Source organism: Pseudomonas sp. NY15356 (assembly GCF_048068175.1).
Lineage (GTDB): Bacteria > Pseudomonadota > Gammaproteobacteria > Pseudomonadales > Pseudomonadaceae > Aquipseudomonas > Aquipseudomonas putida_K.
On record NZ_JBLUPW010000010.1, the window covers coordinates 138,029 to 161,669 of the forward strand.

Here is a 23,641-nt window from a genome sequence, read left to right on the forward strand (position 1 = left end):
TCAACCATCAGCGCAATATTCCCACCATCTCCATAGAGAACGGATTATGTGGGAGCGGGTTTACCCGCTCCCACAGGAGATGCTCCTACGACACCAATTGACGGAGCATCGGCCGCATGCTTTGCTTGCACCTTGCGTTCAGGTGCCCCCTCGGGGGTGAAACGGGAAACCGGTGCGTCGCAGGCCCCAAGGGGCCGGGCAAGGCCGGTGCTGCCCCCGCAACGGTAAGCGAGTGCGCGTCTTGACCACTGTGCCGCGTCGTATGGCATGGGAAGGTGACGCTGTCCAGGGAGCCTGCCTCCTCCTCGCCAGCCCGGAGACCGGCCTGACGACGAATGAACACCCCGCGGTGGGCGGGTGCTGTCGTGTGCCTTGGGCAAGCTCTGCCCAGGCGTGACGCCCGTGCCCGTCGCCCATAAAAAAGCAGAGGAACGCGTCATGTCCGTCACCAGCGCCAAACACAGCATCGCCACTCCCGTCAGCCTCAGCCAGCGCGTGCTCCTCGCCATCGGCGCCAGCCTGCTGGGCCTGTGCCTGGTCTACTTCGCCGGCTTCTCGCACATCGAGGCCGTGCACAACGCCGCCCACGATACCCGCCACAGCGCCGCCTTCCCTTGCCACTGAGTACGCCTGCATGATCAAGCGCATTGCCCGAACCGCCGGCTTCAGCGGGCTGCTCGCTGCCCTGTTGCTGACCTTGTTGCAGAGTCTCTGGGTCACGCCGCTGATTCTCCAGGCGGAAACCTACGAAAACAACGCCCCGAGCGCCGAGCACCACGCGCATGACGATGGCGTGGCCGCCCACACCCACGACGCCGAAGCCTGGGCCCCTGAAGACGGCTGGCAACGCCTGGTGTCCACGACCGGTGGCAACCTGGTGGTGGCCGTCGGCTTCGCCCTGGTCCTCGCTGCGCTGTACAGCCTTCGCGAGCCCCGCACGTTGAGCACCGGTGCGCTATGGGGGCTGGCCGGCTTTGCGGTGTTCTGCCTGGCGCCGACCCTCGGGCTGCCCCCGGAACTGCCGGGCACTGTCGCGGCCGACCTGGGCCAACGTCAGGCCTGGTGGGCCAGCACGGCGGCTGCCACCGCCGCAGGCCTGGCACTGGCGGTGTTCGCTCGGCACTGGCTGTTCAAGACGCTCGGCGTGGCCTTGCTAGCAATTCCCCATCTGGTCGGTGCCCCGCAACCAACCGTCCATGAGAGCCTGGCCCCCGAGGCCCTGGAGACCCAATTCAAGCTTGCCTCCTGGTTGACCAACGCGGCCTTCTGGCTCGCTCTCGGCCTGCTCAGCGCCTGGCTTTATCGTCGCTCCAGCCAGGCCTGATGACTCGCCCTCCCCTATTGCCGGCGTTCTACGCCGGCTTTGGGTGCCGCAGAGGATGCCCGGCCGACCACCTCGAGCGGCTCCTGCGTGACGCACTGGCTGCCCATGGCCTGCAACTGACGCAATTGCGCGGCATCGCCAGCATCGACCTCAAGGCCGAAGAAGCCGGGTTGCAGGCACTGGCCAGCCGCCTCGGGCTCGCCCTGACGCTGTTTCCGTCCGTACAATTGCACGCCTTCGAACCATTGCTCAGCCATCGCTCGGCCGCCGCATTCAACCACAGTGGCTGCTGGGGGGTCGCCGAAAGTGCAGCCTTGGCGCTGGCCGCACAAAAAAAAGGGACGCCCCGGTTGCTGGTGCCACGCCAGGTAGGCGACCGGGCTACCGTTGCCTTGGCGTGCAGCCGATAATCGCTGCTCCTTATTGCCCTACTGCAAGGACTTCCCATGACGGTCTTCTTCATCGGTGCCGGCCCCGGCGATCCGGAATTGATCACGATCAAGGGCCAGCGCCTGATCCGTCAGTGCCCGGTGATCATCTATGCCGGCTCCCTGGTGCCCGCAGCCGTCCTGCAGGGCCATAATGCCCATACGGTGATCAACAGCGCCGAACTGCACCTCGACCAGATCATCGCAGCCATGCGCAGCGCCCATGAACAAGGCCATGATGTCGCTCGCGTGCACAGTGGCGACCCGAGCCTGTACGGCGCTATAGGCGAGCAGATCCGCCACCTGCGCGAGCTGGGTATCGACTACCAGGTCATCCCAGGCGTCACGGCCACTGCCGCCAGCGCAGCCCTGCTCGGCTGCGAGCTGACCTTGCCGCAAGTGGCGCAGACGGTGATCCTCACCCGCTACGGGGACAGCTCGCCCATGCCCGCGGGCGAGCAACTGGCCGACTTGGCCCGACACCGCAGCACTCTGGCGATCCACCTGGGCGTCAAGCACCTTGAACGTATCGTCGCCGAGCTGTTGCCCCACTACGGCCCGGATTGCCCGGCTGCCGTGGTGCACCGCGCCACCTGGCCGGACCAGGACTGGGTGCGTGGGACCTTGCAGGATATCGTCGCGCTCACGGCAGCCAAAGGCTTCCGGCGCACGGCATTGATCTTGGTCGGGCATGTGCTGGGCGACACCCCATTCGCCGAGTCGGCCTTGTACCGGGCCGGGCACGCTCACCTCTATCGCCCCTTGGGCTGAAGCTCAAGATCATTCCTACAAAAAACATATGAGGTTACACAGATGCTCGAACTGCGCCCCAACTGCGAATGCTGCGACATCGACCTGCCAGGCGACAGCCCGGACGCAAGGATCTGCTCGTTCGAATGCACCTTCTGCCGGGCCTGCGACGAGGAGCATTTCCGGGGACGTTGCCCGAATTGCGGTGGCCAACTGGCCCCTCGGCCACCTCGAGTCGGAACCGCCCTGCTGAACAACCCGGCCTCAGGCCAGCGCGTCATCAAACCCCATAGCCGCTGCACCCGGGCCGGCGGATAGGGACCGCGGGTTGCGATGACTGCCCAGCCTGTACCATTGCCATGCCGCTTGTAGGAATTTTCAACAAACACACTTCGTTTATTCAACATCCCTACGCTTCCCATTACTATGCCCCCCGAATAAACGTATCTTGCGCGCTCCGCGCAGGTCCCAGAGGGTATTCCTGCGGGATTTCAGGAAACGGACCACATTCCTACAGGAGTTATCCAATGACAGCCGTTCTGATGGTTGACGACCATCCAACCGTTCGACTCGCGGTACGCATGTTGCTCGAACGCGAACGTTTTCGCGTCATCGGTGAATCAGGAGACGGTATCGATGCCGTGCAGCAGGCCCGCTCGCTGCGCCCCGACGTGGTGATCCTCGACATCGGCCTACCTGGCCTTGACGGCATGGAAGTGATCAAGCGACTACAATTGCTTGAGCCTGCACCGAAGATCATGGTGCTCATCGGCCAACCTGCCGACCTTTATGTACGTCGCTGCCTGGATGCCGGGATTGCCGCCTTCGTCAACAAGGATGAAGACCTCGACGCCCTGGTGTTCGCCTTGAAGGCGCTGGTCAAGGGTTACTCGACCTTTCCACAGATGTCGGTCAACAGCAGTTCGCTGGAGAGCGAGTGCGAACGCCTAGGGAGCCTTTCAAATCGCGAAATGGAAGTGCTGCGTCGCCTCAGCCGAGGGGAGAACAACAAATTCATCGGCGAATGCATGAACCTCAGCGCCAAGACCATCAGCACCTACCGGGGTCGTATCATGGACAAGCTCAAGACCGAGTCGCTGGTCGAGATGGTTGACCTGGCCAAGCGCAACCAGGTCGCTTGAACGCACTCGGCATGAAAGGTGCGCTGGGCGTTCTTCTATTGGGCCTATGCCTGGTAGCCACCTCGCCAGCGGCAAGCACGGACAGCGAGGCACGCCACTTGCTGGCCCGGTCCCTGAGCGTCGCACCGCCCTTGCCGATGGACCCGGTCGATCGGCAATGGCTGGAGCGGCGCAAGACGCTGGTGCTCGGGAGTTCGAAGCCGGACTACCCACCGTTCGAGATCAACACCAGCCTCACCGATTACGAAGGGATCAGCGCCGACTATGCCGGCCTGATCGCCGCACAGTTGGGTGTGGCGATCGAAGTCCGACGCTTCCCCGATCGCCAGGCAGCCATCGAGGCACTCCACGCAGGCAGCATCGACCTGCTGGGCAGCTCGAACGCGTTCGAGGCCGCCGATGCCCAATTGGTGCTCAGCCAACCTTATGCCGATGACCTGCCAGTGATCGTCAGCCGACAAGACCGGATGCTCGCCCGGCACGCCAAGGACCTGGCCGGCTTGCGCCTGGCGATGGTCGATCACTACCTGCCGGAATCCGAGGTCCGCAAGCAATACCCCCAGGCGCAGCTACGCCTGTATCGCTCTACCCTGGCAGGGCTCTCCGCCGTGGCGCTGGGCGAGGTGGATGCCTACCTGGGCGATGCCATCAGCACCGACTACCTGGTTGGCAAGAGTCTGCAGGGCCTGGTGAAGATCGACCATTTCAGCCCGCTGGCGACGGATGTCTTCGCCTTTGCCCTGGCTCGCGACAACCCTCGCCTACAGCGACTGGTCGATAGCGCCCTCGCCAGGATCAGTGACAGTGAACGGCTGGACATATTGCGCCGCTGGAGCACCGGCAACACCAGCCTGCTACTGAAGAACCACACCGGGGCCCTGACTGCCGAAGAGCAGGACTGGATCAAGCAAACCCCGAAAATCCGCGTACTGGTAAACAGTTCGCTCGCCCCCCTGACCTTCAATGACGCTGCACATCACCCCAGCGGTATCACGATCGATCTGCTCAAGCAGATCCGCCTGTTGACCGGCCTGCGCTTCGAAATCGTCGAACGCGACTCGATCCAGGAAATGGTCGACCAGGTGGCCGAGGGTAAAGCCGAGATGATCGGCGCCCTGGGCTATGGCCCCGAGCGGGCGGCACGCCTGCGCTATACCCGCCCTTACCTGGTGAGCCCAAGGGTCCTGGTCACCCGCAGCGATGCTTACTGGGCCGGCGCCCCCACCGCCTTGGACGGGCGACGGGTCGCACTGCTGCGCGGCGCCCCACAGCGAGAGACGCTGCGGCAGAAATACCCTCGTGCACGCCTGGTCGAAGTGGACACCCACCTGGAGCTGATGGAAGCAGTGGCCAATGGCGAGGCGGATGTCGCCCTCAGTTCGCACATCAATGCCAGCTATTACATCGCCCATGTGTTCAAGAACACCTTGCGCATCGCCGGCCTGCAGAGTGACGAACCGGCGGTGGCGGCCTTCGCGGTGGCGCCCAACCAGCCACTGTTGCAATCGATCCTGAACAAGACACTGTTGAGCATACCGCCCGAGGAGCTGGATCAGGTGGTCAATCGCTGGCGCACCACCACCGTGGTCAGCGACAGCCCGTGGCGCAACTACCGCACCCTGGTCTTGCAAGTCCTCGCGCTGGCCGTCCTGCTGCTGGCCGGCGTGGTGTTCTGGAACACCTACCTGCGCAAGCTCATTCACCAGCGCACCGAGGCCGAACGCGCCCTGCAGGCCCAGCTGGCCCTGAGCCGGAGCTTGCTGGAGCAATTGCGCCAGGCCAAGGACGACGCCGAACAGGCCAGCCAGGCCAAGAGCACCTTCCTGGCGATCATGAGCCACGAAATCCGCACGCCCATGAATGCCGTGATCGGCCTGCTCGAGCTCGCGCTGGAAGACAGCCGTCACGGCCGCAGCGACACACAGGCGCTACAAACCGCACACGGCTCGGCGGTAGGCCTGCTTGAGCTGATCGGCGACATCCTCGATATTTCGCGCATCGAGTCCGGCCACCTGACCCTGCAACCGGCGCCCACGGACCTGGTCGAGCTGGTCCGCTCGACCTTGCGTGTGTTCGAAGGCAATGCCCGCATCAAAGGCCTGCTTCTGGACGCCGAACTGCCCCAAGCTCCGGCCTGGCTGCAAGCCGACCCGGTGCGCCTTAAGCAGATTCTCTCCAACCTGATCAGCAATGCCATCAAGTTCACCGACCACGGCAGCGTGAAGGTCAGCCTGAAGCTTGCTCCGGATGCGCCCGGGGCACCAGTTCGCGTTGCATTGGCCGTACAGGACACGGGTATCGGCATAAGCCCTGAGAACCAGGCGAGGCTATTCAATACCTTCGCCCAGGTAAACGGGACCCAGGCCCGCCAGGGCGCAGGTTTGGGGCTGGTGATCAGCCGCACCCTGGCCGAGCTCATGGGCGGCCAGTTGCACCTGCAAAGCGTGGAAGGCATGGGTACCCGGATCGAAGTGGAGCTTTCCCTGCCACCTGCCACGCCACTGCCCTGTCACGAACACCCCGAAGCCCCCCCATCAGAGGCGAGCGGGCCATTGAATATCCTGGTGGTCGACGACTATCCGGCCAACCTCCTGCTGCTGGACAAGCAGTTGGCGACCCTGGGGCATCGGGTCACCCTGGCCGAACACGGTGCGGCAGCCTTGGCGCTATGGGAAGCCAGCAGCTTCGATGTGGTGTTGACCGACTGCAGCATGCCCGTGATGGATGGCCATGAGCTGACCCGGCGGATTCGCGCCCTGGAACGTGAGCGCAATTTACCGCCTTGCCGGATGTTTGGCATCACGGCCAATGCCCAGGCCGAGGAAAAGGCCCGGTGCCTGGCCAGCGGGATGGACGATTGCCTGTTCAAGCCCATCGGCCTGCAGGCACTCAAGGCCCACCTGCCCCAGGCGCGACCGCAGCCGTTGCCGACCTCCGAACCGCCAGCGCCTGAGGAACCCAGCCCGGTCGATGTCCCGGCCACTGGCTTCAACCTCAATGAGCTGCGTCACCTGACCCAGGATGACGAGACACTCATTCGTCGCCTGCTGGACCAGCTTGCCCATAGCGCCAGCGAAGACCTCGCCGCGCTGCGGGCCCTGGGCGACACGCCCGAAGACGAAGCGACCCGCGCCCTGGCCCACCGTATCAAAGGGGGTGCCAAGATGCTCAAGGTACGTGGCGTGGTAGGCGATTGCGAAGCGGTCGAGCACGCCATCGCCCAGGGCCAGCCAAGCGGGGCCGCGTTGCACCGCCTGGAAGCCAGCCTGGAAATCCTGCTGCGGGAGTTGCAGGAAAGTCTCGACAGGCTCGATACGTCGGCTTGACCCCTCAGCCAGCCGAACCTCAGGTGCTTTCGCGAACCATCAGCTCGAACCCCAGGTCCTGCTGCTCGGTCGCCACCCGCTTGCCGTCGAGCAGGGCCAGCAACGCCTGGGCCGCACCGCGGCCGACAGCGGCCCTCGGCGTGCGGATCGAGGTCAGGCGCGGCACCATGTGTGCCGAGGCCGGCAGGTCGTTGAAGCCAACCATCGCCACCTGGTGCGGCACCTGAATCCCTTGGCGCAACGCCTGCAGCACCGCGCCCTGGGCAAGGTCGTCGTTACAGAAGAAGATGCCATCCACGTCCGGCGACTGCACAAGCAAACGGCTGAACAGCTCGCTGCCAAGGGCGATGGACGAAGGCTGCGGCGCCAGCAGCTCCAGCTCCGGTGCGTGCAGGCCGGCTTCGGCCAGGGCCTGGCGAAAGCCCTCGGCGCGCTGCATCACCCGCGGGTCGAGCTGGGCGGCGATGAACGCCAGGCGCCGCCGGCCTCGCTCGATCAAGTGGCGTGCCGCTGCACGCCCGGCCTGCTGCTGGGAGAACCCCACCGACAGCTGGCCCGCCTCGCCGCCCAGCTCCATCATGTGCACGCAGGGCACCCCGCTGGCCATCAGCATCTGCCGCGCGGCGTCGCTGCGCTCGAAGCCGGTGAGCAACATGCCGCAGGGCTGGTAGGCCAAGTAATTGCGGATAAGGTTTTCTTCTTCGGCAGTGTCGTAGTGATAGTTGCCGATCAGCACTTCCAGCCCGCGCGGGCGCATCACCTCGTGGATCGCTTCTAGGGTATCGATGAACAGCTGGTTGGACAGCGATGGAATCAGCACCACCACCGATTGGCTGCGCGCCGACGCCAGCGCCCGCGCAGCCGGGTTGGCCACATAGCCAAGGCTGGCAGCGGCGACCATGACTTTCTCGACCAGCTCCGGGGCGACGGTACTGACGCCGCGCAAGGCGCGCGAGGCGGTGATGGGAGAAACGCCGGAGAGCCTGGCGACTTCTGCCAGAGTGGGGCGACCGGTAGTACGCGAGCCTGTGCGGGACATGGGAGTTGTAATTTTACTACTTGCCAGAAAGGGGAACGGCCACTAAGGTAGCGCTGTCTCAGGACACAGGCAACGTAAAACTTTAGCGGCTATGTGCCCAGCGTCCATACTGCGTGAAGACAAGACCAATAACACCCGGGAGGGTGGCGCTTGCATCCTCGTTTCGTCGTCAGCGAGACAGCGCTATCTTACCCCGCAGGAGGTACTGATGAACTCTCCCCTGTCTGCAATAGTGGTGATGGGTGTGGCTGGCTGCGGCAAGAGCTGCATCGGTTCGGCCATTGCCAGCACCAGCGGCGGTCGCCTGATCGAAGGCGATGCCTTTCACCCTGCCGAGAACATTCGCAAGATGAGCGCCGGCATTCCCCTGGACGACGATGACCGTGCCGGTTGGCTGGTGCGCCTGGGCCAGGAACTGCAAGCCACGCTCCAGGCCGGTGAACGCCCCATCCTCACCTGCTCCGCGCTCAAGCGCCGCTACCGCGAAACCCTGCGTCAGGCCGTGCCGGGTCTTGGTTTCGTATTCCTGGAGCTGACCCCGGCCGAAGCCGAGAAACGCGTGCTCGCCCGCCCTGGCCACTTCATGCCGGCCAGCCTGATCGACAGCCAGTTCGCCGCCCTCGAGCCGCCCCATGGCGAACCGCTGACCCTGACGCTGGACGCCACCCAGCCGATCGAGACCCTGGCCCAGGCCGTAGATACCTGGCTAAAGCCCTGCGGTGACCGGAGACTGGCGCGAACTGCCTGATGCCGGCGGTTTGTCCGGCTCACCAAAGACAGCGCTGTCTCGACACCTGAGCGTGTCGAACGTTTCGCCAAAACAACGATAAGATCGAGGCACTTCAACCATGTTCGGACTGGCTACTGATACCTTCCTGCTGCTCGACGCCCTGGTGACCATCGTCGGGCTCATCCTGCTGATTACCCATTTCAAGGTCCACCCCTTCGTCGCCCTGACCCTGGCCGCGGGTTTTCTCGGCCTGACCTCCGGCATGCCGGTGGCCAAGGTCATGAAGTCGTTCCAGGACGGCTTTGGCGGCGTGCTTGGCTTCGTCGGCATCGTGCTGGCGCTGGGCACCATGCTCGGCAAGTTGATGGCCGATTCCGGCGGCGCTGACCAGATCGCCCAGACCCTGATCCGCGCCTTCGGCAAGCAGAAGGTGCACTGGGCCATGATGTTCGCCGCCTTCCTGGTGGGCATCCCGCTGTTCTTCGAAATCGGCTTCGTGCTGCTCATCCCGCTGGTGTTCATCGTCGCCCGCCGCTCCGGGGTGTCCCTGGTGAAGATCGGCATCCCGCTGCTGGCCGGCCTTTCCGTGGTCCATGGCCTGGTACCGCCGCACCCGGGCCCCCTGTTGGCGATCGGTATTTTCCATGCCGATATCGGCAAGACCATCTTCTACGGCCTGCTGGTCGCGCTGCCGACCGCCGTGATCGCCGGCCCGCTGTTCGGTAATTTCATCTCCCGCTACATCCCGGGCAACCCGTCCCAGGAGCTGATGGACCAGATCGCCCGCGAAACCAACCAGCAGAACCTGCCAAGCTTCGGCATCACCCTGCTCACCGTGCTGCTGCCGGTGGCGCTGATGTTGCTCAAGACCTTTGCTGACGTAGTGCTGCCGGCCGAACACATCGTGCGCCAGTGGATGGACCTGATCGGCCACCCGATCACCGCCCTGCTCGCCGCCCTGCTGCTGGCGTTCTACACCTTCGGCTCTGCCCGCGGCTTCTCGCGCCAGCAGATCATGAAGATGCTCGACCAGAGCCTGGCGCCCACCGCCGCCATCGTACTGATCGTCGGTGCCGGCGGCGGCTTCAAGCAGATGCTGGTGGACACCGGTGTCGGTAACGTGATCGGGCAGATGGCGGTACAGGCCGAGATCTCACCGATCCTCCTGGCGTGGCTGGTGGCGGCGGTGATCCGTATCGCCACCGGTTCGGCCACCGTGGCGACCATCACCGGCGCTGGCATCGTCGCCCCGGTGGTGGACCTGGTTCCCGGGGTGAACCGCGAACTGCTGGTGCTCGCCACCGGTGCGGGGTCGCTGATCCTGTCCCACGTCAACGACGCGGGTTTCTGGCTGGTCAAGCAGTACTTCAACATGACCGTGGCTGAAACGTTCAAGACCTGGAGCATGATGGAAACCATCCTTTCGGTGGTGGGCATCATCTTCATCATGCTGCTTTCGACGGTGGTCTGACCGTTCATCGTGGTGGTGGCACCTTGCGGCAGGCCTGTAGCCCAACCCGGTACAGGTCATTTACAAGGAGCCCCCCATGAAGCTGCACCGTACCTGCCTGCTCGCCGCCCTGCTGGCCTCTCCCCTGGCCCTGGCGGCGGGTACCGGGCCGACCCACCCGGACGACCCGCACAGCCCCGCGCCCCAGCCCGGCGCCGACAGCACGCTCAACCCGATCGAAAAACCCATGCCGCGCGACACCGACCCGCGGATCCAGGGCAATGACCCGGACAGCCCGCCCGCCGAACAGAACGACAATCGCCACCTGCCCGGGATGGATGGTGGCGGATCGGAAGGGATGCGCGGGCATGGCGATGGCAGCGGGACGCGCGGCGGCGATAGCGGCCAGCCCTGAGGTGTGCGCACGGAACAACGCAAAACTACTGGTTTTGCGGCGCCTATATCACGTGCCAAGCCTCACCACTGACGCTTGTCGGGCCGGGTCAACCCCAGTTTCTCGATCCGATAACGCAGCATGTCCCGCGATAACCCCAGCAGGCGCGCCGACTTGGTGACGTTCCAATCGGTCCGATCCAGGGTCTTGCACACCAGGTCGCGCTCCATGTCCGGCAGGCTGGTGCCAGGCTCCGGCTCCTGACGCGGCAGCTCGAATGCTGTGGGCATCGGCTGGGCCATGGGTTCATCGACAAGCGTCATGCACAGGTTCAGCTGATGGGCGGCGATCACGTCGCTGGGCGCCAGCAGCACGGTTTGCTCGAGCATGTTGCGCAGCTCGCGCACGTTGCCCGGCCAACTGTAGGCGAGCATCAAGGCCTCGGCCTCGGCACTGAAGCGCAGGTTGGGCTTGCCATAGCGGCGGCCGTGATGGGCCAGGAAGTGCCGGGCCAGAAGCAGGATGTCCTGCCCGCGGGCATACAACCGCGGCACCTTCAGGGCAATGATGCGCAAGCGGAAGAACAGGTCGCGACGGAACTTGCCCTGCTGGACCATCTGCTCGAGGTTACAGTTGGTGGCACTGATCACCCGTAGGTCGACCTTGCGCTCCTTCACCGCACCAATGCGCCGAATGCTGCGGTCTTCGAGAAGCTTGAGCAATTTGGCCTGAAGCACCAGGTCCATCTCGCCGATCTCATCGAGGAACAACGTACCACCGTCGGCCGCCTCGACCAGGCCCACCCGGCGTTCCTTGGCGTCGGTGAACGCGCCTTTTTCATGGCCGAACAGTTCGGCCTCCAGGAGGTTGGCCGGGATCGAAGCGCAGTTGAACTCAATGAACGGGCCCTTGCTGCGCGCGCCATCGAAATGCAGCGCACGGGCCACCAGTTCCTTGCCAGTGCCTGTCTCGCCTTCGACCAGTACCGGCGGCAGGTCGTCGCTGGCCATGCGCCGTTCGGCATCGAGCAACTGGCGCAAGGTGTGCTTGAGGCTCTGCATCACCGGCGACTCGCCGATCAACGCCTGCAACCCGGATTTCTGCGCCTCGCGCTCCTGGTAGAACGACAAGGTACGCTCCATCCGCTCGGCGGCCAACGCCTTGTCCAGCATCAGCTTGAGTTCAGCGAGCACCACCGGCTTGGTCAGGTAGTGGAAGGCGCCCTCCTTCATCGCCAGCACGGCATCTTCCACGTTGCCGTAGCCGGTCATCATGATCACTTTCAGATCCGGCGCCTGGGCCACCAGATTGCGCAGCAAATCGTGGCCGCTCATGCCCGGCAATGAGTTGTCGGTCAGCACGGCGTCGGGCAGGCCCTGCCGAATCTGCTCCAATGCCTGCTCGGCGCTATGGCAGACCGTGACCTCGAAGCCCTTCAGGGCCAGGTATGTGCGTATGTTGTCAGCGAGGATCTCGTCATCCTCGACCACCAGAATGCTGGGCCCCATGGTCCCCTCCCGCTGCGATATTGAAGACAAGGCTGACGCGGGTTCCTTCCTCTTCGCGGCTGCTCAAGCTGACCGAGCCGCCAAAGCGTTCCATGATGCGCTTGACCAGGGCCAGGCCAACACCGAGGCCGCCCTGCTTGGTGGTGAAGAACGGCTTGAAGACCATCCGCTCCTGTTGCTGGCTCATGCCTTTGCCGGTATCGCTGAGCACCAGCTTCACCTGCTGCCCCTCCAGGTTGCTGACCTCGGCGCACAACAGGCCGCCCTTGGGCATGGCCTCCAGGGCATTGGCGAACAGGCTGTTGAGGATCTGGGTCAACTGCAACGGCTGGCTGGCCACCCAAAGCTGGGTAGGCCCTTCGAAGCTGAACTGCACGCCGTTGCGTTCGATCTGCTGCAGGAACGCCAGCCGGGTGTCCTCGATCGCCGCTACCAGGTCCACCGCCTCGGGCTCGTCGCTGGTCGGGCGCAACGACACCAGCAGGTCACGCACCCAGCGCGACATGCGGTCGACCTGGCTGATGATGTCGGCGATGTTCTTGCGTGCCGGCTCGCTGGCGATTTCCTGGGCCAGTTCGGCACTGGAGCGGATATTGGCCAGCGGGTTGCGCAGGCTGTGAGCCACCGCCGAGGACATCTCGCCAAGGGCGACATAGGTCTCGCTGGCCACCAGGCGGTCCTGCTGGTGACGGAGCATGCCGGCGGCGCGGCGCACGATCCAGAACAGACCAAAATAGACCAGCGCCCCGCCCAGCAAGGTCGACACCCAGATCAGCACGTAGCCGCGCTGGATACGCCGGACCAGGTCCTGGGGCTCTTTGTAGATCTCGACCATCGACAACACCTGCTCGCCCTGGCTGTCGAACAGCGGGATGTAGTTCTCGATGAACAGGTACTGCGGCTCACGTTGGAACTTCTGCTCCTCGCGATCCTCGTCGGCCTTGTGGTAGCTGGCCGACACTGGCTTGCGCGAATGGAAGGCGTGGTCCAGGTCGTCGTCCTCGGCGATGCGCTTGCCTAGCAATTCCGGGTTGGTTGACCAGACGATCGTGCGGTCGTGGGCATAGACATTGGCCAGCAGCGTGTCAGGTAGGTGCTCGACATGGTCGAGGAATTCCACCCGGGTCGACTTGACCAGTGCCGGCGCGATCTGCAAGTGCTGTTCGTCCAGCCGCGGGTCGAGCAACTCGCCCATGGTGGTGCCGGGCGGCAATTGCGAATGACGGACCTCGGCCTGGGCCATGGCCTGGATGAACTGGGCAGTGAGCATCGCGTCGCGCTCGACGCTGTCGCGCACCACGAAGCGGGTGGAGAAGTAACCCAGCCCTCCGGCCACGGCGGCGATCACCAGCAGACTGATCACCGAAAACCAGCGTAGCAAGTTGAATTCACGCAGCGGCGCGGCCAACCCGCTCGAGCCAGGCGACGTCTTGTCGGGAACATCATGATCCAGCGTCTGCATGGTGGGGTTCCCGCTCTGAGGTCTTCATCGAAGGAAGCAAGGCGGTGCTACCGCCCGTAGCAAGGTGATAGCACTTTGCCTGTTGCGCTGCTGCCGCCGTCTGTCGTCAAAGGGCGCAGCAAGAAACCGGCCAATCCATTTCTGAAATTGAATATCCAAATAAAACAGCAAGTTATGAAACATTTATAACCTCGAATCGAGATCAAGGACCCACAATTGGGGTACTCTTCACCCAAAAACAAAAATTATTTAAAAAACAAATAGTTATAAAAGCTATATGCTGATTTGCTTTAACTCTTGATCAGCCGAAAGCTCAAGGAAACGCTCGTACCCACGCCCTCCCGGCTGCTCAGTCGGACCGAGCCACCGAAGCGCTCCATGATCCGTTTGACCAACACCAGCCCAACCCCAAGCCCACCTTGCTTGGTGGTGAAGAAGGGCCGGAAGGCCATGCGCTGCTGTTGTTCGCTCATTCCTCTGCCGGTGTCCGAAACCCGCAAGGTCAAGCTGCGACGGTCCTGGCGCACCACCTCCACTCGCAACTGGCCGCCTTGTTCCATCGACTCCAGGGCATTGGCGATCAGGCTGTTGAAGATCTGCCCCAGCAACACCGGATGCCCTAGCACCTGGTGCGGCGGCAAGGGCTTGAGATCCAAGCTCACACCACTGCGCCCCAGCGGCACGGCGAAGGCCTGCAAGCTGTCCTGGAGCGTTTGCGACAGGTCCACGGGGACCGCATCGTCATTGAGCGGGCGCAGCGATTGCAGCAGTTGGCGCACCCACTGGGACATGCGATCGACCTGGCTGATGATGTCGTTGATGTTCTTCTGCGCCGGCCCTTCGTCGAACGCCTGGGCCAGTTCGGCGCTTGAACGGATGCTGGCCAGCGGGTTGCGCAGGCTGTGGGCGACCGCCGAGGACATCTCACCCAGCGCCACGAAGGTCTCGTTGCTGATCAGCCGCTTCTGCTGCACCGCCATCACTCGGGCGGCACGCCGCATGATGCCGTAAAGGCCCAGGTAGACCAGGCTCGCCCCGATGGCGATGGCCAGCCAGATCAACAGCAGGCCGTGTTCGATGCGCACGATCAGGTCATGGGGCTCCTTGTAGATCTCGACCATGGCCGCGACCCGCTGGCCATCGGCGTCGAACAGCGGAATATAGTTCTCGATGAACAGCTGCTTGGGTGGGGTCACGAATTTCTGCTCGCTGCGCGCATCGTCGAAATCGTGGTAGCTGGCCGACACCTGCATCTTGTATTCGAAGGCACGCTCAAGGTCGTCGTCGGACTCGATCATCTTGCCGATCAATGCCGGGTTGCTCGACCAGATCACCGTACGGTCGGGCGCGTAGATATTGGCCAGCAGTACATCCGGCAAGTGGGCGATATGGTCAAGGAACTCGCCACGGGCGCGGCGCCGTGCATCTGGGTCGACATCGGGCATGGCCAGGTCCATGCGCGAATCGAGCAGGTCGCCCATCGTGCGCACATTGGGGATGGACACGTGGCGCACTTCGGCGTCGGCGATGGCTTGGATGAACTGCGCAGAGAGCAGCGCATCGCGTTCGACGCTCTCGTTGATGATGAAACGGCTGGAAATCAGGCCCAGACCCACGGCCACCGAGACGATGATCGCCAGGCTGACCCAGGCATACCAGCGCAACAGGTCGAACGGCTTATGGGCCGTACCGCCATCACCACCTGCGGGCACTTCGAGTGTGTCGGAACGTGGGGCGAGGTCCATGACGGACTCCAACGGCTGGGGCACCTTCTGAAGGTTATAGCCCAGAGTTGGGGGTTCGCCCGCTGCTCACCGAACAGGTTCCTGGCAAAACGCCACACGCTCCGGCTTCACCACCCGCTGTAGAGCGGCGCATCTTCGGCCAGCCCCTGCAAGCGGCGGTAGTCACGCAGTACATTGGGCACGTACTTCTGCGTCTCGGCGAACGGCGGCACCACCCGCCCCCGACTGAGCACAGCTTCCGGGCCGGCATTGTAGGCGGCCACGGCCAGCGTTATGTCGTTGTCGAACAACGTGAGCATGCGCTTGAGGTAGCGTGCACCGCCTTGCAGGTTGGCTGCCGGGTCGAGCACATCCTTGACGCCCATTTCCTTCGCCGTGCCGGGCATCAGTTGCATGAGCCCAGCCGCGCCCTGGGGCGAGCGTGCCTTGGGGTTGTAGCCGGATTCGGCCTTGATCAGCGCATGCAGCAGCGCTTGCGGCACGCCATGGGTACGCGCGGCGGCGGCCACCAGGTCAGCGTAGGGGCGCCCGGTGATCAGTTGCGCATCGACAGGCCCGGCGTGGGCCTGGGGCTCGCTGATGACCCTTTCATAGTGCCGCCCTGGTCGATGCACGTTGGACAGCACATAGCCGCCCTTGGCATCGATGGCGATGTACATGTCGGCCTGGGCGGCACCTGCCGCCAACCAGACCAATCCCAGGATGATTCCACGCATGTCGGCTGCCTCCCCGTCGTGGCCCCCGATGTGGGGGAAATGCCCCGGAAAACCCAGGGTTTCCAGCTGGAACGCAAGCACTGTGCCGCTTGCCATGGCCCATGGCGCAAGGCCCCGAGCCAGACGTGCACGGCTGTTGCATGACGAAGGCGAACCTGCCCGAACGCACTGGAGGGTTTCACCATGCAGCGCAGATCCATCACCCAACGCGGCTTCACCCTGCTCGAACTGTTGGTGGTCCTGGTGGTACTCGGCCTTCTGGCCGGCATCGTCGCACCCAAGTACTTCAGCCAGCTCGGCCGCTCGGAGGCCAAGGTCGCCCGAGCGCAGATCGAAGGCCTGGGCAAGGCACTGGACCTGTACCGCCTGGAGGTCGGCCACTACCCCAGCAGCGAGCAGGGCCTGCAGGCATTGGTAACTGCACCAAGCGGCGAACAACGCTGGTCGGGCCCCTACTTGCAGAAGGCCGTGCCTCAGGACCCCTGGGGGCGCCCCTATATCTACCGCCAACCCGGTGAAAACGGCGGCGAATACGACCTGCTCTCGATGGGCAAGGACGGCCAGCCCGGCGGAGACGGAGAAAATGCCGAAATCACCAGCTGGCAATGAGGAGAGCCGCCATGCGCTACAGCCTCAAGGCCCTGGGCCGGCAGGGCATCGTCCAATTGCAGGTCGAGGCCGAGGATGCCGGCCAGGCGCGGCGCCACGCCGAGGCACAAGGCCTACGGGTGGTCAGCCTGCGCAGCCAGGGCGGCGGCTTGCACTCGCTGCCTTGGCGCCGCACGGCACGTTTCGACCTGGTGTTGTTCAGCCAGGAACTGGGCACCTTGCTCAGTGCCGGCCTGCCACTGATAGAAGCCCTGGAGAGCCTGGCCGAGAAGGCCCCCACCCCTTCGGCGCGCCAGGTGCTGGAAGCCTTGGTACGCCAGCTCTACGAGGGCCACTCGCTGTCACAGGCCCTCGGCCAGCAGGCGAAGATATTCCCCGCCCTGTATGTAGCATTGGTGCAGTCGAGCGAACGCACCGGCGCGCTGGGCGATGCGCTGGCACGCTATATCGGTTACCGACAACGCCTGGACCTGGTTCGGCAGAAGCTGGTCGGTGCCTCGGTCTATCCGTTGCTGCTATTGCTGGTGGGCGGCGGCGTGGTGCTGTTCCTGCTCGGCTACGTGGTGCCTCGCTTCAGCCTGGTATTCGAGGGCATGGGCAACGAGCTGCCTTGGTTGTCGCGGGTCTTGATGCAGGTCGGCCTGTTCCTGCATGCGCAGCAATTGCCCCTGGCATCGGCGGCACTGGGTGGCCTTTGCGCCTTGGCGCTGCTGCGGCGCCATCCTGCCGTGCGCCGCTGGGCCAGCCGCCAGTTGCGGCGCCTGCCGGCCTTGCACCAGCGCCTGGTGATGTATGAGCTTGCCCGCTTCTATCGCTCGCTGGGCATTCTCTTGCAGGGCGGCATCCCTATCCTCACCGCCATGGGCATGGCCCGAGGCCTGCTCGGCAGCGCCGCTGCGCAAGGCCTGGAACAGGCCTGCCGACGTGTGGGCGAAGGCCTGCCGCTGTCCGATGCGCTGGAGGCGGGGCAGCTGGTGACGCCGGTGTCGCTACGCCTGCTGCGGGCGGGCGAGCGCTCAGGCAACCTGGGCGAGATGCTCGAGCGCTGCGCCGACTTCCATGACCAGGAGATCGGCCGCTGGGTGGAATGGTTCGTGCGCCTGTTCGAGCCGTTGCTGATGACCTTCATCGGGCTGCTGATCGGCCTGATCGTGATCCTCATGTACATGCCGATCTTCGAGCTGGCTTCAAGTATTCATTGAAACCCACGCCGGCCCTGAAGGACCGGGGTCGCCCGGTTTGCGGCCGCTGCGCGACCGATCGCGAGCCCTTCGTAGGAGCGGATCAGGTCAATAGTCGAAGCGGTCCACCGCCCGACGCCGCTCGTTGTCGTCACGCCGGTCATAGCTGGCGGTGGTCTGGATATTGGCGTGGTGCGCCAGCTTCTGGGCAATCGACAGGTCATGCTCCTCGATCACCCGGGTAATGAATGCCCGGCGGAAGTCGTGGGGCATGATCTTCACCCCCACCTGCGACCCACGCTGGCGCGCGATGTAGTAGATCGCATGCTTGGTGATGCGCGCCCGGGTAATGTGGCTGCCGCGCCGGATACGGTTGAACAGGAACGCATCGTCGGCCTCGCCCGCCGGCAGGTGCGCGCGGCGCAGGTCCAGCCAGGCCTGCAGCTTCTCGAAGGCCCAGGCCGGTGCGTACTTGATCAGCTGCCGGTTGCCCTTGCCCACCACCTGCAGGCTGCGTGCCTGGAAGTCCACCTGGGCCAGGTCGATGTCCACCGATTCGGACTTGCGCATGCCCGTGCCATACAACAACGCGATGATCGCGGCATCGCGCACGCCTTGTGGGCGCGGGTCGGCCGCACACACGTCCATCAGCTCGCGGATCAGGCTGCGCCGCAGGTTACGCCCCGGTGGCAGGCGGCTGCCGCTGGCCGGTTTGACCTCGCGGATGTGCATCAGCTTTTCATGGTCTATCAGCCCCTGGCGCCACGCTTCGTTCATCACGCCACGTACCGCGTTCACATACAACGACGAGGTATTGGGCGCGTAGCCATCGGCGCGCAGCGCCGCCACCAGGGCGACCACATGGCCAGGCTCGAGCAGGTGCCACGGCACCTCGGTGACATCGCAGTCGACGAAACCCAGGCGGTCGGCTGCGTCCTGGAGGATATAGCGCATGGTCAGCTGGCTGGAGGGGGCCAGACGGGCCAGGTACTGCAGCAGAGGATTGTGCAGGTGGTCGGACAAAACGTGGATCCTGTAGCGGGAGCTTCGAGCAGGGTATGGCATGAAGCGAGTCATTACGACTGGGTTAATAAATCAGCGCGACAACAAAAATGGACAGGTCATTGAGACCCAGGCCGTGCCATCACTTCGACATTCAGGGCTGCCGGTGGCACGGTTGGTGATGGTACCCCATTAGCCGCCCACTGTTCGAACCGAGGATCGCTCCATCCTCATCCCGTCGGATAGCTGTACCTGATGCGGTTGGTGACCTACCAGATGGACCGCTGGTCTGAAAGTGCAACGTTTCTCGATCAATGGCCGGAACCTCCAGACCGGCCGGTCCTGCCCCGGAAAAACGTTTGCCCCGGCGGCTTGCGCCGCACGGCCAGCCACCGCTCGCCTGTGACGTACGTCAAGCAATGGCATTTTTGTCATGTTCGGCGCGAGATACTGGCGATACAGGTGCTATGGTTAGATTCCCACCGGCCGAGTGAGCGGCCGATCACCGGGTTCAGGATCAGAACAAGGAGGCTGGCATGAACAAGATGACGTTCCCCAACGCCTGCCAGGTGATGCGCTGGCATTTTCACCCATTGGGCTTCGAAGCCAGTATGGATGCCCCCCGCAGCATGGTGGCACGGCTGTTCGACCGCGCGACCGGCGAAACCCTGCTGGCCATCGCCGGCATCCCCTGCGCCGCGATCATGCCCGCAGCGGACGTGGAACGTATCATCGAGGCCGTCGAGGCCGAGATGGAAGCGTTCGAACCTTCCTATGTCTTGCGGGACGCGGTCTAGCCAGCCCGAACCTCGTCGTCAGGCTGGCCCATGGCATCTAGCCGTGCCATGAACTGCTCGGCCGGCACGGGCTGGCCGAGCAGGTACCCCTGCAACGAATCGCAACCCAGCCGGGTGAGGAACTCCTGCTGGCGATTGGTCTCCACACCTTCGGCGACGATGCGCAGGTCCAGGGCCTGGCCCAGGGCGACGATGGCCGAGACGATCGCCGCATCGTCGCTGTCCTGCTCCAGGTCGCGGACGAACCCGCGATCGATCTTCAGCTCGTTGGCCGGCAGGCGCTTGAGGTACATCAGGCTGGAATAGCCCGTACCGAAGTCGTCGATGGACAGATCCACCCCCATGCCGGACAGTTTTTGCAGTACCGCCAGGCTGGCATCGGCGTCGCGCATGGCCGTGGTCTCGGTGATTTCCAGGGTCAGGCGATTGGCCGGCAGGTTGTTGTCCTGCAGCGCACGGGCCACGCTGTCGACCAGCCCGGCGTGACAGAACTGGATGGCCGACAGGTTCACCGCAATGCGCCAGTCGCTGCGCCCTTGGTCAAGCCATACGCGCATCTGCCGGCAGGCTTCGTCGAGCACCCAGTCACCGATCGGGATGATCAACCCGGTCTTTTCCGCAAGGCCGATGAAACGGTCCGGCAACAGCAGGCCATGTTGCGGGTGCTCCCAGCGCAGTAGCGCCTCGGCACCGATCGGCTGGCGGGCAACTGCGTCGAACTTGGGCTGGTAGTGCAGGCGGAACTGGCCATGCTGCAGGGCCGCACGCAGGTCCTGCAACAGCTGCAGTTGCTGGCGTGCATTGGTATTCATGGAAACGTCGAAGAAACTGTAGCCGTTCTTGCCGGCGCTCTTGGCGTGGTACATGGCAGCATCGGCGTTGCGCAGCAGTTCGTGCTGGTCCTGCCCGTTGCCGGGGTACAGGACGATGCCCACGCTCGCCGACAGCTGCAGGTCATGCTCGGCCACACGGTAGGGCCGGGCCACCAGGTCGACCTGCTTGACCGCCACGTCCATGGCATCGGCCGGTTCGTCCAGCGCCACCAGCAGGACGAACTCGTCGCCACCGATACGCGCCAGGGTGTCCTGGCTGTGTAAATGACCACGCAGGCGCGCCGCCACGGCCTTGAGCAGCTGGTCGCCGACATGGTGGCCAAAGGCATCGTTGACCGGCTTGAAGCCATCCAGGTCGATGAACATCAGGGCGAAACAGCCGCCCTGCTCCGCGACCTTGCTGATCGCCTGCTCGATGCGCTCGGCCAACAGGGTGCGGTTGGGCAGGCCGGTCAGGGTGTCGTGCAGGGCCAGCTGGGTCAGCTCCTGGTTGGCCAGGGTCAGCGAATGCGCCAATGCCGACGTACGCGCCTCCAGGCGCGCATCCAGCACTGAAGTGAGCAGCGCCACCGCCAGCACCGCCAAGGTGGTGATCAACACCAGGTAGGCCAGGCCGTCGCCACGCAGGCCACCGGCCAGCGCGCCACAGAAACTGCCTTCCGGGAAATTGGCTGCTGCCATGCCGGTGTAATGCATGCCCACGATGGCGATGCCCATCACCACCGCCGCCGCACCCCGGATATGACGCACATAGGGCGTATGCTGGCGCAGGCGGAAGGCGATCCACAATGCCGCCGCCGAAGCCCCGACGGCGATGCCCAGGGACACGCCGAACAACGTCGGGTCATAGTCGATGCCCGGCAGCATGCGCAGGGCCGCCATGCCGGTGTAGTGCATACTGGCGATCCCGCCGCCCATGATCGATGCCCCCAGCCCCAAATGCAGCCAGGGCAGGCTCGGCTGGCTCACCAGCCACAGGGCGAAGGCCGAGGACAGCACGGCGATCAGCAGCGACAGTGCCGTCAAGGTCAGGTCGTACCCCAGCTCGATGGGCAGGCTGAAGGCGAGCATGCCAATGAAGTGCATCGACCAGATGCCCACGCCCAAGGCGAAGGCGCCTCCTCCCATCCACAGGTAGGCCGAACGGCCCTTGGCCGTGGCGATGCGACCAGTCAGGTCCAGGGCGGTATAGGACGCCAGGATGGCCACGCACAATGAAATCAACACAAGGGAAGAGGAGTAGCTACCGATCAGCATTCGAATCCCAGCCAGCGCTGTACATGAGTCCGGAAAAAGCCGCTCATTGTACTGGAGCGCCGGTGAAACGCACGGGCTTTCGAGGAGGGGGATAGCTGGACGAAAAGGTCGCGCAGCCCATCGGACTGCGCGGCATGGCACCACGAACGCGCCGTGGTTGCAGGCGAGCAAGGGAGGGGTTGCCCCTCCCCGCCCTGGTCAGCGCACGGTAAATTGCACGTGCACGATGATGTCGCTCAAGCTCTCCAGCAACGCTTGCTGGTCGCCTTTGGCATCGGCAAAGCTCAGGGTCATCACGGTTTTGGCACCGGGTTGCTTTTCATCGGCGTTAACCTCTGCAATGTGCAACCCTTCGAAAGGCAGCCACTGGGCGCCCCAACGCGGATGGGAGTCACCGCCATCCGGTGAGAACAGCCCTTTGTCCTGCATGCCATGGGAGATCACGGTCTCCTCGCAACCATGCGGCAGCCCCTGGGCGTCCGTGCGCAGACGTGCACGCACATTCTGGTAAGGGCCGAGCAATGCCGGCAGGGAGACGGCAATGCTGCGCACCCTGCGCACCTTACGGTTGAAATCGCCTGCCAGGCCCAGTTCACTCAAGCCGAAGTGAACCGCCAAGTCACCCGTAGTTGCCATTTCCAGCTTGCTCAACGGGAACTTGTCGACGCCAAAGCTGACCCCCGAATCTTCGATCAGGCGCTTGAGCGCTTCATTGAGCGTTTTCGGGTTATCCCCTTGCGTCTTACCTGAAGTGAACCGTCCTTCGAACAGTTGTGCCAGCGAGACGGTGCGGGTCACTTCCAGCTCTCGCTTCTGCCATTTCACCCAGGCGTTTTCCATCTGCCCCAGGGCGAGCATCAGCCCCTCGCCACACAGCAACCCGGCCCAGGCCCCATTCCAGGTGCCGGTGCGCAGGTAGCGGGTGTTGTCACCCATTTCCCATTGCAGGGCCTTCTGCGCCATCATGCAGCGCGATGCCGTCAGGTCGTAATAGGTGTAGAAAATCGTGGCCAGGCGCGAGCGCAGCCAGCTGTACATCTTCTTGCCGGTGAACTTGCCGCGCAGCAGCTCCAGCTGTGCCTGGGCATGGGCCGACTGGGTTTGCATATGGGCAATCTGCATGTTGGCCGAGGTCTCGCGCACGGCCAAGGCGTCGAGCTGGGCCTGGATGACTTTCATTTCCTGTTCGGCCGCCTTGTACTGGATTTCCCACTCCTGGCGGCGTCGGCAATAGGCTTGCTCCTGACCGATTCGCCATGATGCTACGTCAAGAGCCTGTGCTTTCGCGGCAAATCCATAACCGACCGCCCTGACCACTTCAGATGGCCTGGCATTGCCGTTTGACATGCCGAATATCTTGGGGAATCCATCTATAAACGCCGCCACGCCCATCGATATCGTCGAGGCAACGTGAAGCGATTGGGACGTTGTGGATATGATCAACGCGTTGTTTTCCTGCGCATTGATATTTTCTTCGTACAGGGCATGGTAATGGTCGTGGCGCAACCTGGCCCCTTCCAGTGAGTTTTCCAGCGTCACCCGCTCGGCTGCCAATTCCTTGAGGGTCTGCTTTTGTACCTCGACACTGCTGGCCGCCAGTTCCACCCCTTGGGTGTTCAGCAATTCTGCCAGTGCTTCTGCGTCCTGCCGCTCCAGGATGTTCTGCATCGTGCTGCCGAACTGGATGAGCTGGGACGCCATGGTCCGCGCCCCTTCCATCAGCGGAATGAAACGCAACGCCGGCACGTTGTCGATGGTCGGCAAGGCATTGGCCCCGCCCGCCTCGGCGGCCACCGCGTCGGCCCACAGGGCCTTCGGGTCGGCCGGCGCAGCATACAGCGGCAGGTTCAAGGGCTGGCCGTCCAGCGTCAGGTTGTGCCGCAGGTTGTACAGGCGGATGCGCAGCGCTTCCCAGTAGTCGAGCAGCATGCGGTTGGCCTCGGGCAGG

General features: G+C 63.9%; 20 protein-coding genes, 1 pseudogene and 1 riboswitch. Of the genes and pseudogenes, 13 read left to right on the forward strand and 8 right to left on the reverse strand.

The features are described from left to right. Positions 1 to 123: 123 nt before the first annotated feature. A riboswitch (cobalamin riboswitch) is annotated at positions 124 to 344 on the forward strand. Between the two features lie 94 nt (positions 345 to 438). From ACNFCI_RS10910 to ACNFCI_RS10940, 7 genes are all read left to right on the forward strand, one after another. Further along, positions 439 to 624: a CbtB domain-containing protein gene (locus ACNFCI_RS10910; protein ID WP_084858074.1), complete on the forward strand. Its 186-nt coding sequence runs from the start codon at positions 439 to 441 to the stop codon at positions 622 to 624. Positions 625 to 634: 10 nt separating this feature from the next. Continuing rightward, positions 635 to 1,324 carry a CbtA family protein gene (locus ACNFCI_RS10915; RefSeq protein ID WP_084858075.1) on the forward strand — a complete coding sequence of 230 codons (690 nt, stop codon included), beginning with the start codon at positions 635 to 637 and terminating at the stop codon, positions 1,322 to 1,324. Between the two features lie 17 nt (positions 1,325 to 1,341). Beyond that, positions 1,342 to 1,734 (forward strand): cobalamin biosynthesis protein, encoded by a 393-nt coding sequence (locus ACNFCI_RS10920; protein WP_368829025.1) that lies wholly within the window; start codon positions 1,342 to 1,344, stop codon positions 1,732 to 1,734. Between the two features lie 36 nt (positions 1,735 to 1,770). Further along, on the forward strand, positions 1,771 to 2,523 hold the full coding sequence (gene cobM, locus ACNFCI_RS10925) for a precorrin-4 C(11)-methyltransferase (RefSeq protein WP_084858077.1): 753 nt from the start codon (positions 1,771 to 1,773) through the stop codon (positions 2,521 to 2,523). A 42-nt stretch (positions 2,524 to 2,565) separates the two neighbouring features. Then, positions 2,566 to 2,820: a DUF1272 domain-containing protein gene (locus tag ACNFCI_RS10930; protein ID WP_084858078.1), complete on the forward strand. Its 255-nt coding sequence runs from the start codon at positions 2,566 to 2,568 to the stop codon at positions 2,818 to 2,820. A 209-nt stretch (positions 2,821 to 3,029) separates the two neighbouring features. Further along, positions 3,030 to 3,644 carry a response regulator gene (locus tag ACNFCI_RS10935; protein ID WP_416767982.1) on the forward strand — a complete coding sequence of 205 codons (615 nt, stop codon included), beginning with the start codon at positions 3,030 to 3,032 and terminating at the stop codon, positions 3,642 to 3,644. Positions 3,645 to 3,655: 11 nt separating this feature from the next. Beyond that, the gene (locus ACNFCI_RS10940) at positions 3,656 to 6,970 is read left to right on the forward strand and encodes a transporter substrate-binding domain-containing protein (protein WP_368828870.1); all 3,315 of its coding nucleotides are present in this window, start codon (positions 3,656 to 3,658) and stop codon (positions 6,968 to 6,970) included. A gap of 19 nt (positions 6,971 to 6,989) precedes the next feature. On the opposite strand, the gene ACNFCI_RS10945 is transcribed toward ACNFCI_RS10940, so the two are convergent. After that, entirely contained in the window at positions 6,990 to 8,009 is a 1,020-nt protein-coding gene (locus ACNFCI_RS10945) for a LacI family DNA-binding transcriptional regulator (RefSeq protein WP_368828869.1), read from the reverse strand. Positions 8,010 to 8,217: 208 nt separating this feature from the next. On the opposite strand from ACNFCI_RS10945, the gene ACNFCI_RS10950 reads away from it, so the two are divergent. The 3 genes from ACNFCI_RS10950 (at position 8,218) to ACNFCI_RS10960 (ending at position 10,604) form a co-directional block, all read left to right on the forward strand. Further along, entirely contained in the window at positions 8,218 to 8,757 is a 540-nt protein-coding gene (locus tag ACNFCI_RS10950; protein ID WP_224455986.1) for a gluconokinase, read from the forward strand. A gap of 100 nt (positions 8,758 to 8,857) precedes the next feature. After that, a complete protein-coding gene (locus ACNFCI_RS10955) occupies positions 8,858 to 10,210 on the forward strand; it encodes a GntP family permease (RefSeq protein WP_084858083.1) in 1,353 nt (450 codons plus the stop codon). An 82-nt stretch (positions 10,211 to 10,292) separates the two neighbouring features. Further along, positions 10,293 to 10,604 (forward strand): hypothetical protein, encoded by a 312-nt coding sequence (locus ACNFCI_RS10960; RefSeq protein WP_084858095.1) that lies wholly within the window; start codon positions 10,293 to 10,295, stop codon positions 10,602 to 10,604. A gap of 62 nt (positions 10,605 to 10,666) precedes the next feature. On the opposite strand, the gene ACNFCI_RS10965 is transcribed toward ACNFCI_RS10960, so the two are convergent. From ACNFCI_RS10965 to ACNFCI_RS10980, 4 genes are all read right to left on the reverse strand, one after another. Beyond that, a complete protein-coding gene (locus ACNFCI_RS10965) occupies positions 10,667 to 12,091 on the reverse strand; it encodes a sigma-54-dependent transcriptional regulator (protein ID WP_416767983.1) in 1,425 nt (474 codons plus the stop codon). After that, positions 12,060 to 13,553: a sensor histidine kinase gene (locus ACNFCI_RS10970; RefSeq protein WP_324815475.1), complete on the reverse strand. Its 1,494-nt coding sequence runs from the start codon at positions 13,551 to 13,553 to the stop codon at positions 12,060 to 12,062. Before ACNFCI_RS10970 ends, ACNFCI_RS10965 begins: the two co-directional genes overlap by 32 nt. A 290-nt stretch (positions 13,554 to 13,843) precedes the next feature. After that, positions 13,844 to 15,298 (reverse strand): sensor histidine kinase, encoded by a 1,455-nt coding sequence (locus ACNFCI_RS10975; RefSeq protein ID WP_416767984.1) that lies wholly within the window; start codon positions 15,296 to 15,298, stop codon positions 13,844 to 13,846. Positions 15,299 to 15,405: 107 nt separating this feature from the next. Beyond that, the gene (locus ACNFCI_RS10980; RefSeq protein ID WP_324815473.1) at positions 15,406 to 16,014 is read right to left on the reverse strand and encodes a lytic transglycosylase domain-containing protein; all 609 of its coding nucleotides are present in this window, start codon (positions 16,012 to 16,014) and stop codon (positions 15,406 to 15,408) included. A 183-nt stretch (positions 16,015 to 16,197) separates the two neighbouring features. On the opposite strand from ACNFCI_RS10980, the gene gspG reads away from it, so the two are divergent. Further along, positions 16,198 to 16,623 carry a type II secretion system major pseudopilin GspG gene (gene gspG, locus ACNFCI_RS10985; RefSeq protein WP_084858087.1) on the forward strand — a complete coding sequence of 142 codons (426 nt, stop codon included), beginning with the start codon at positions 16,198 to 16,200 and terminating at the stop codon, positions 16,621 to 16,623. Positions 16,624 to 16,634: 11 nt separating this feature from the next. Continuing rightward, positions 16,635 to 17,825 carry a type II secretion system F family protein gene (locus ACNFCI_RS10990; protein WP_084858088.1) on the forward strand — a complete coding sequence of 397 codons (1,191 nt, stop codon included), beginning with the start codon at positions 16,635 to 16,637 and terminating at the stop codon, positions 17,823 to 17,825. Between the two features lie 87 nt (positions 17,826 to 17,912). Here ACNFCI_RS10990 and ACNFCI_RS10995 read toward each other — a convergent pair whose 3' ends face one another. Further along, positions 17,913 to 18,827 carry a site-specific integrase gene (locus ACNFCI_RS10995; RefSeq protein ID WP_084858089.1) on the reverse strand — a complete coding sequence of 305 codons (915 nt, stop codon included), beginning with the start codon at positions 18,825 to 18,827 and terminating at the stop codon, positions 17,913 to 17,915. Between the two features lie 515 nt (positions 18,828 to 19,342). Between ACNFCI_RS10995 and ACNFCI_RS11000 the strand changes: the two genes are divergently transcribed. Further along, complete coding sequence (locus ACNFCI_RS11000) at positions 19,343 to 19,603, forward strand: DUF1652 domain-containing protein (protein ID WP_084858090.1); 261 nt, start codon at positions 19,343 to 19,345, stop codon at positions 19,601 to 19,603. On the opposite strand, the gene ACNFCI_RS11005 is transcribed toward ACNFCI_RS11000, so the two are convergent. Together ACNFCI_RS11005 and ACNFCI_RS11010 are read right to left on the reverse strand one after the other, a co-directional pair. Beyond that, on the reverse strand, positions 19,600 to 21,693 hold the full coding sequence (locus tag ACNFCI_RS11005) for a putative bifunctional diguanylate cyclase/phosphodiesterase (RefSeq protein ID WP_416767985.1): 2,094 nt from the start codon (positions 21,691 to 21,693) through the stop codon (positions 19,600 to 19,602). The genes ACNFCI_RS11000 and ACNFCI_RS11005 overlap by 4 nt on opposite strands. A 198-nt stretch (positions 21,694 to 21,891) precedes the next feature. Further along, positions 21,892 to 23,641: pseudogene (locus ACNFCI_RS11010) on the reverse strand (hypothetical protein); the annotation flags it as partial.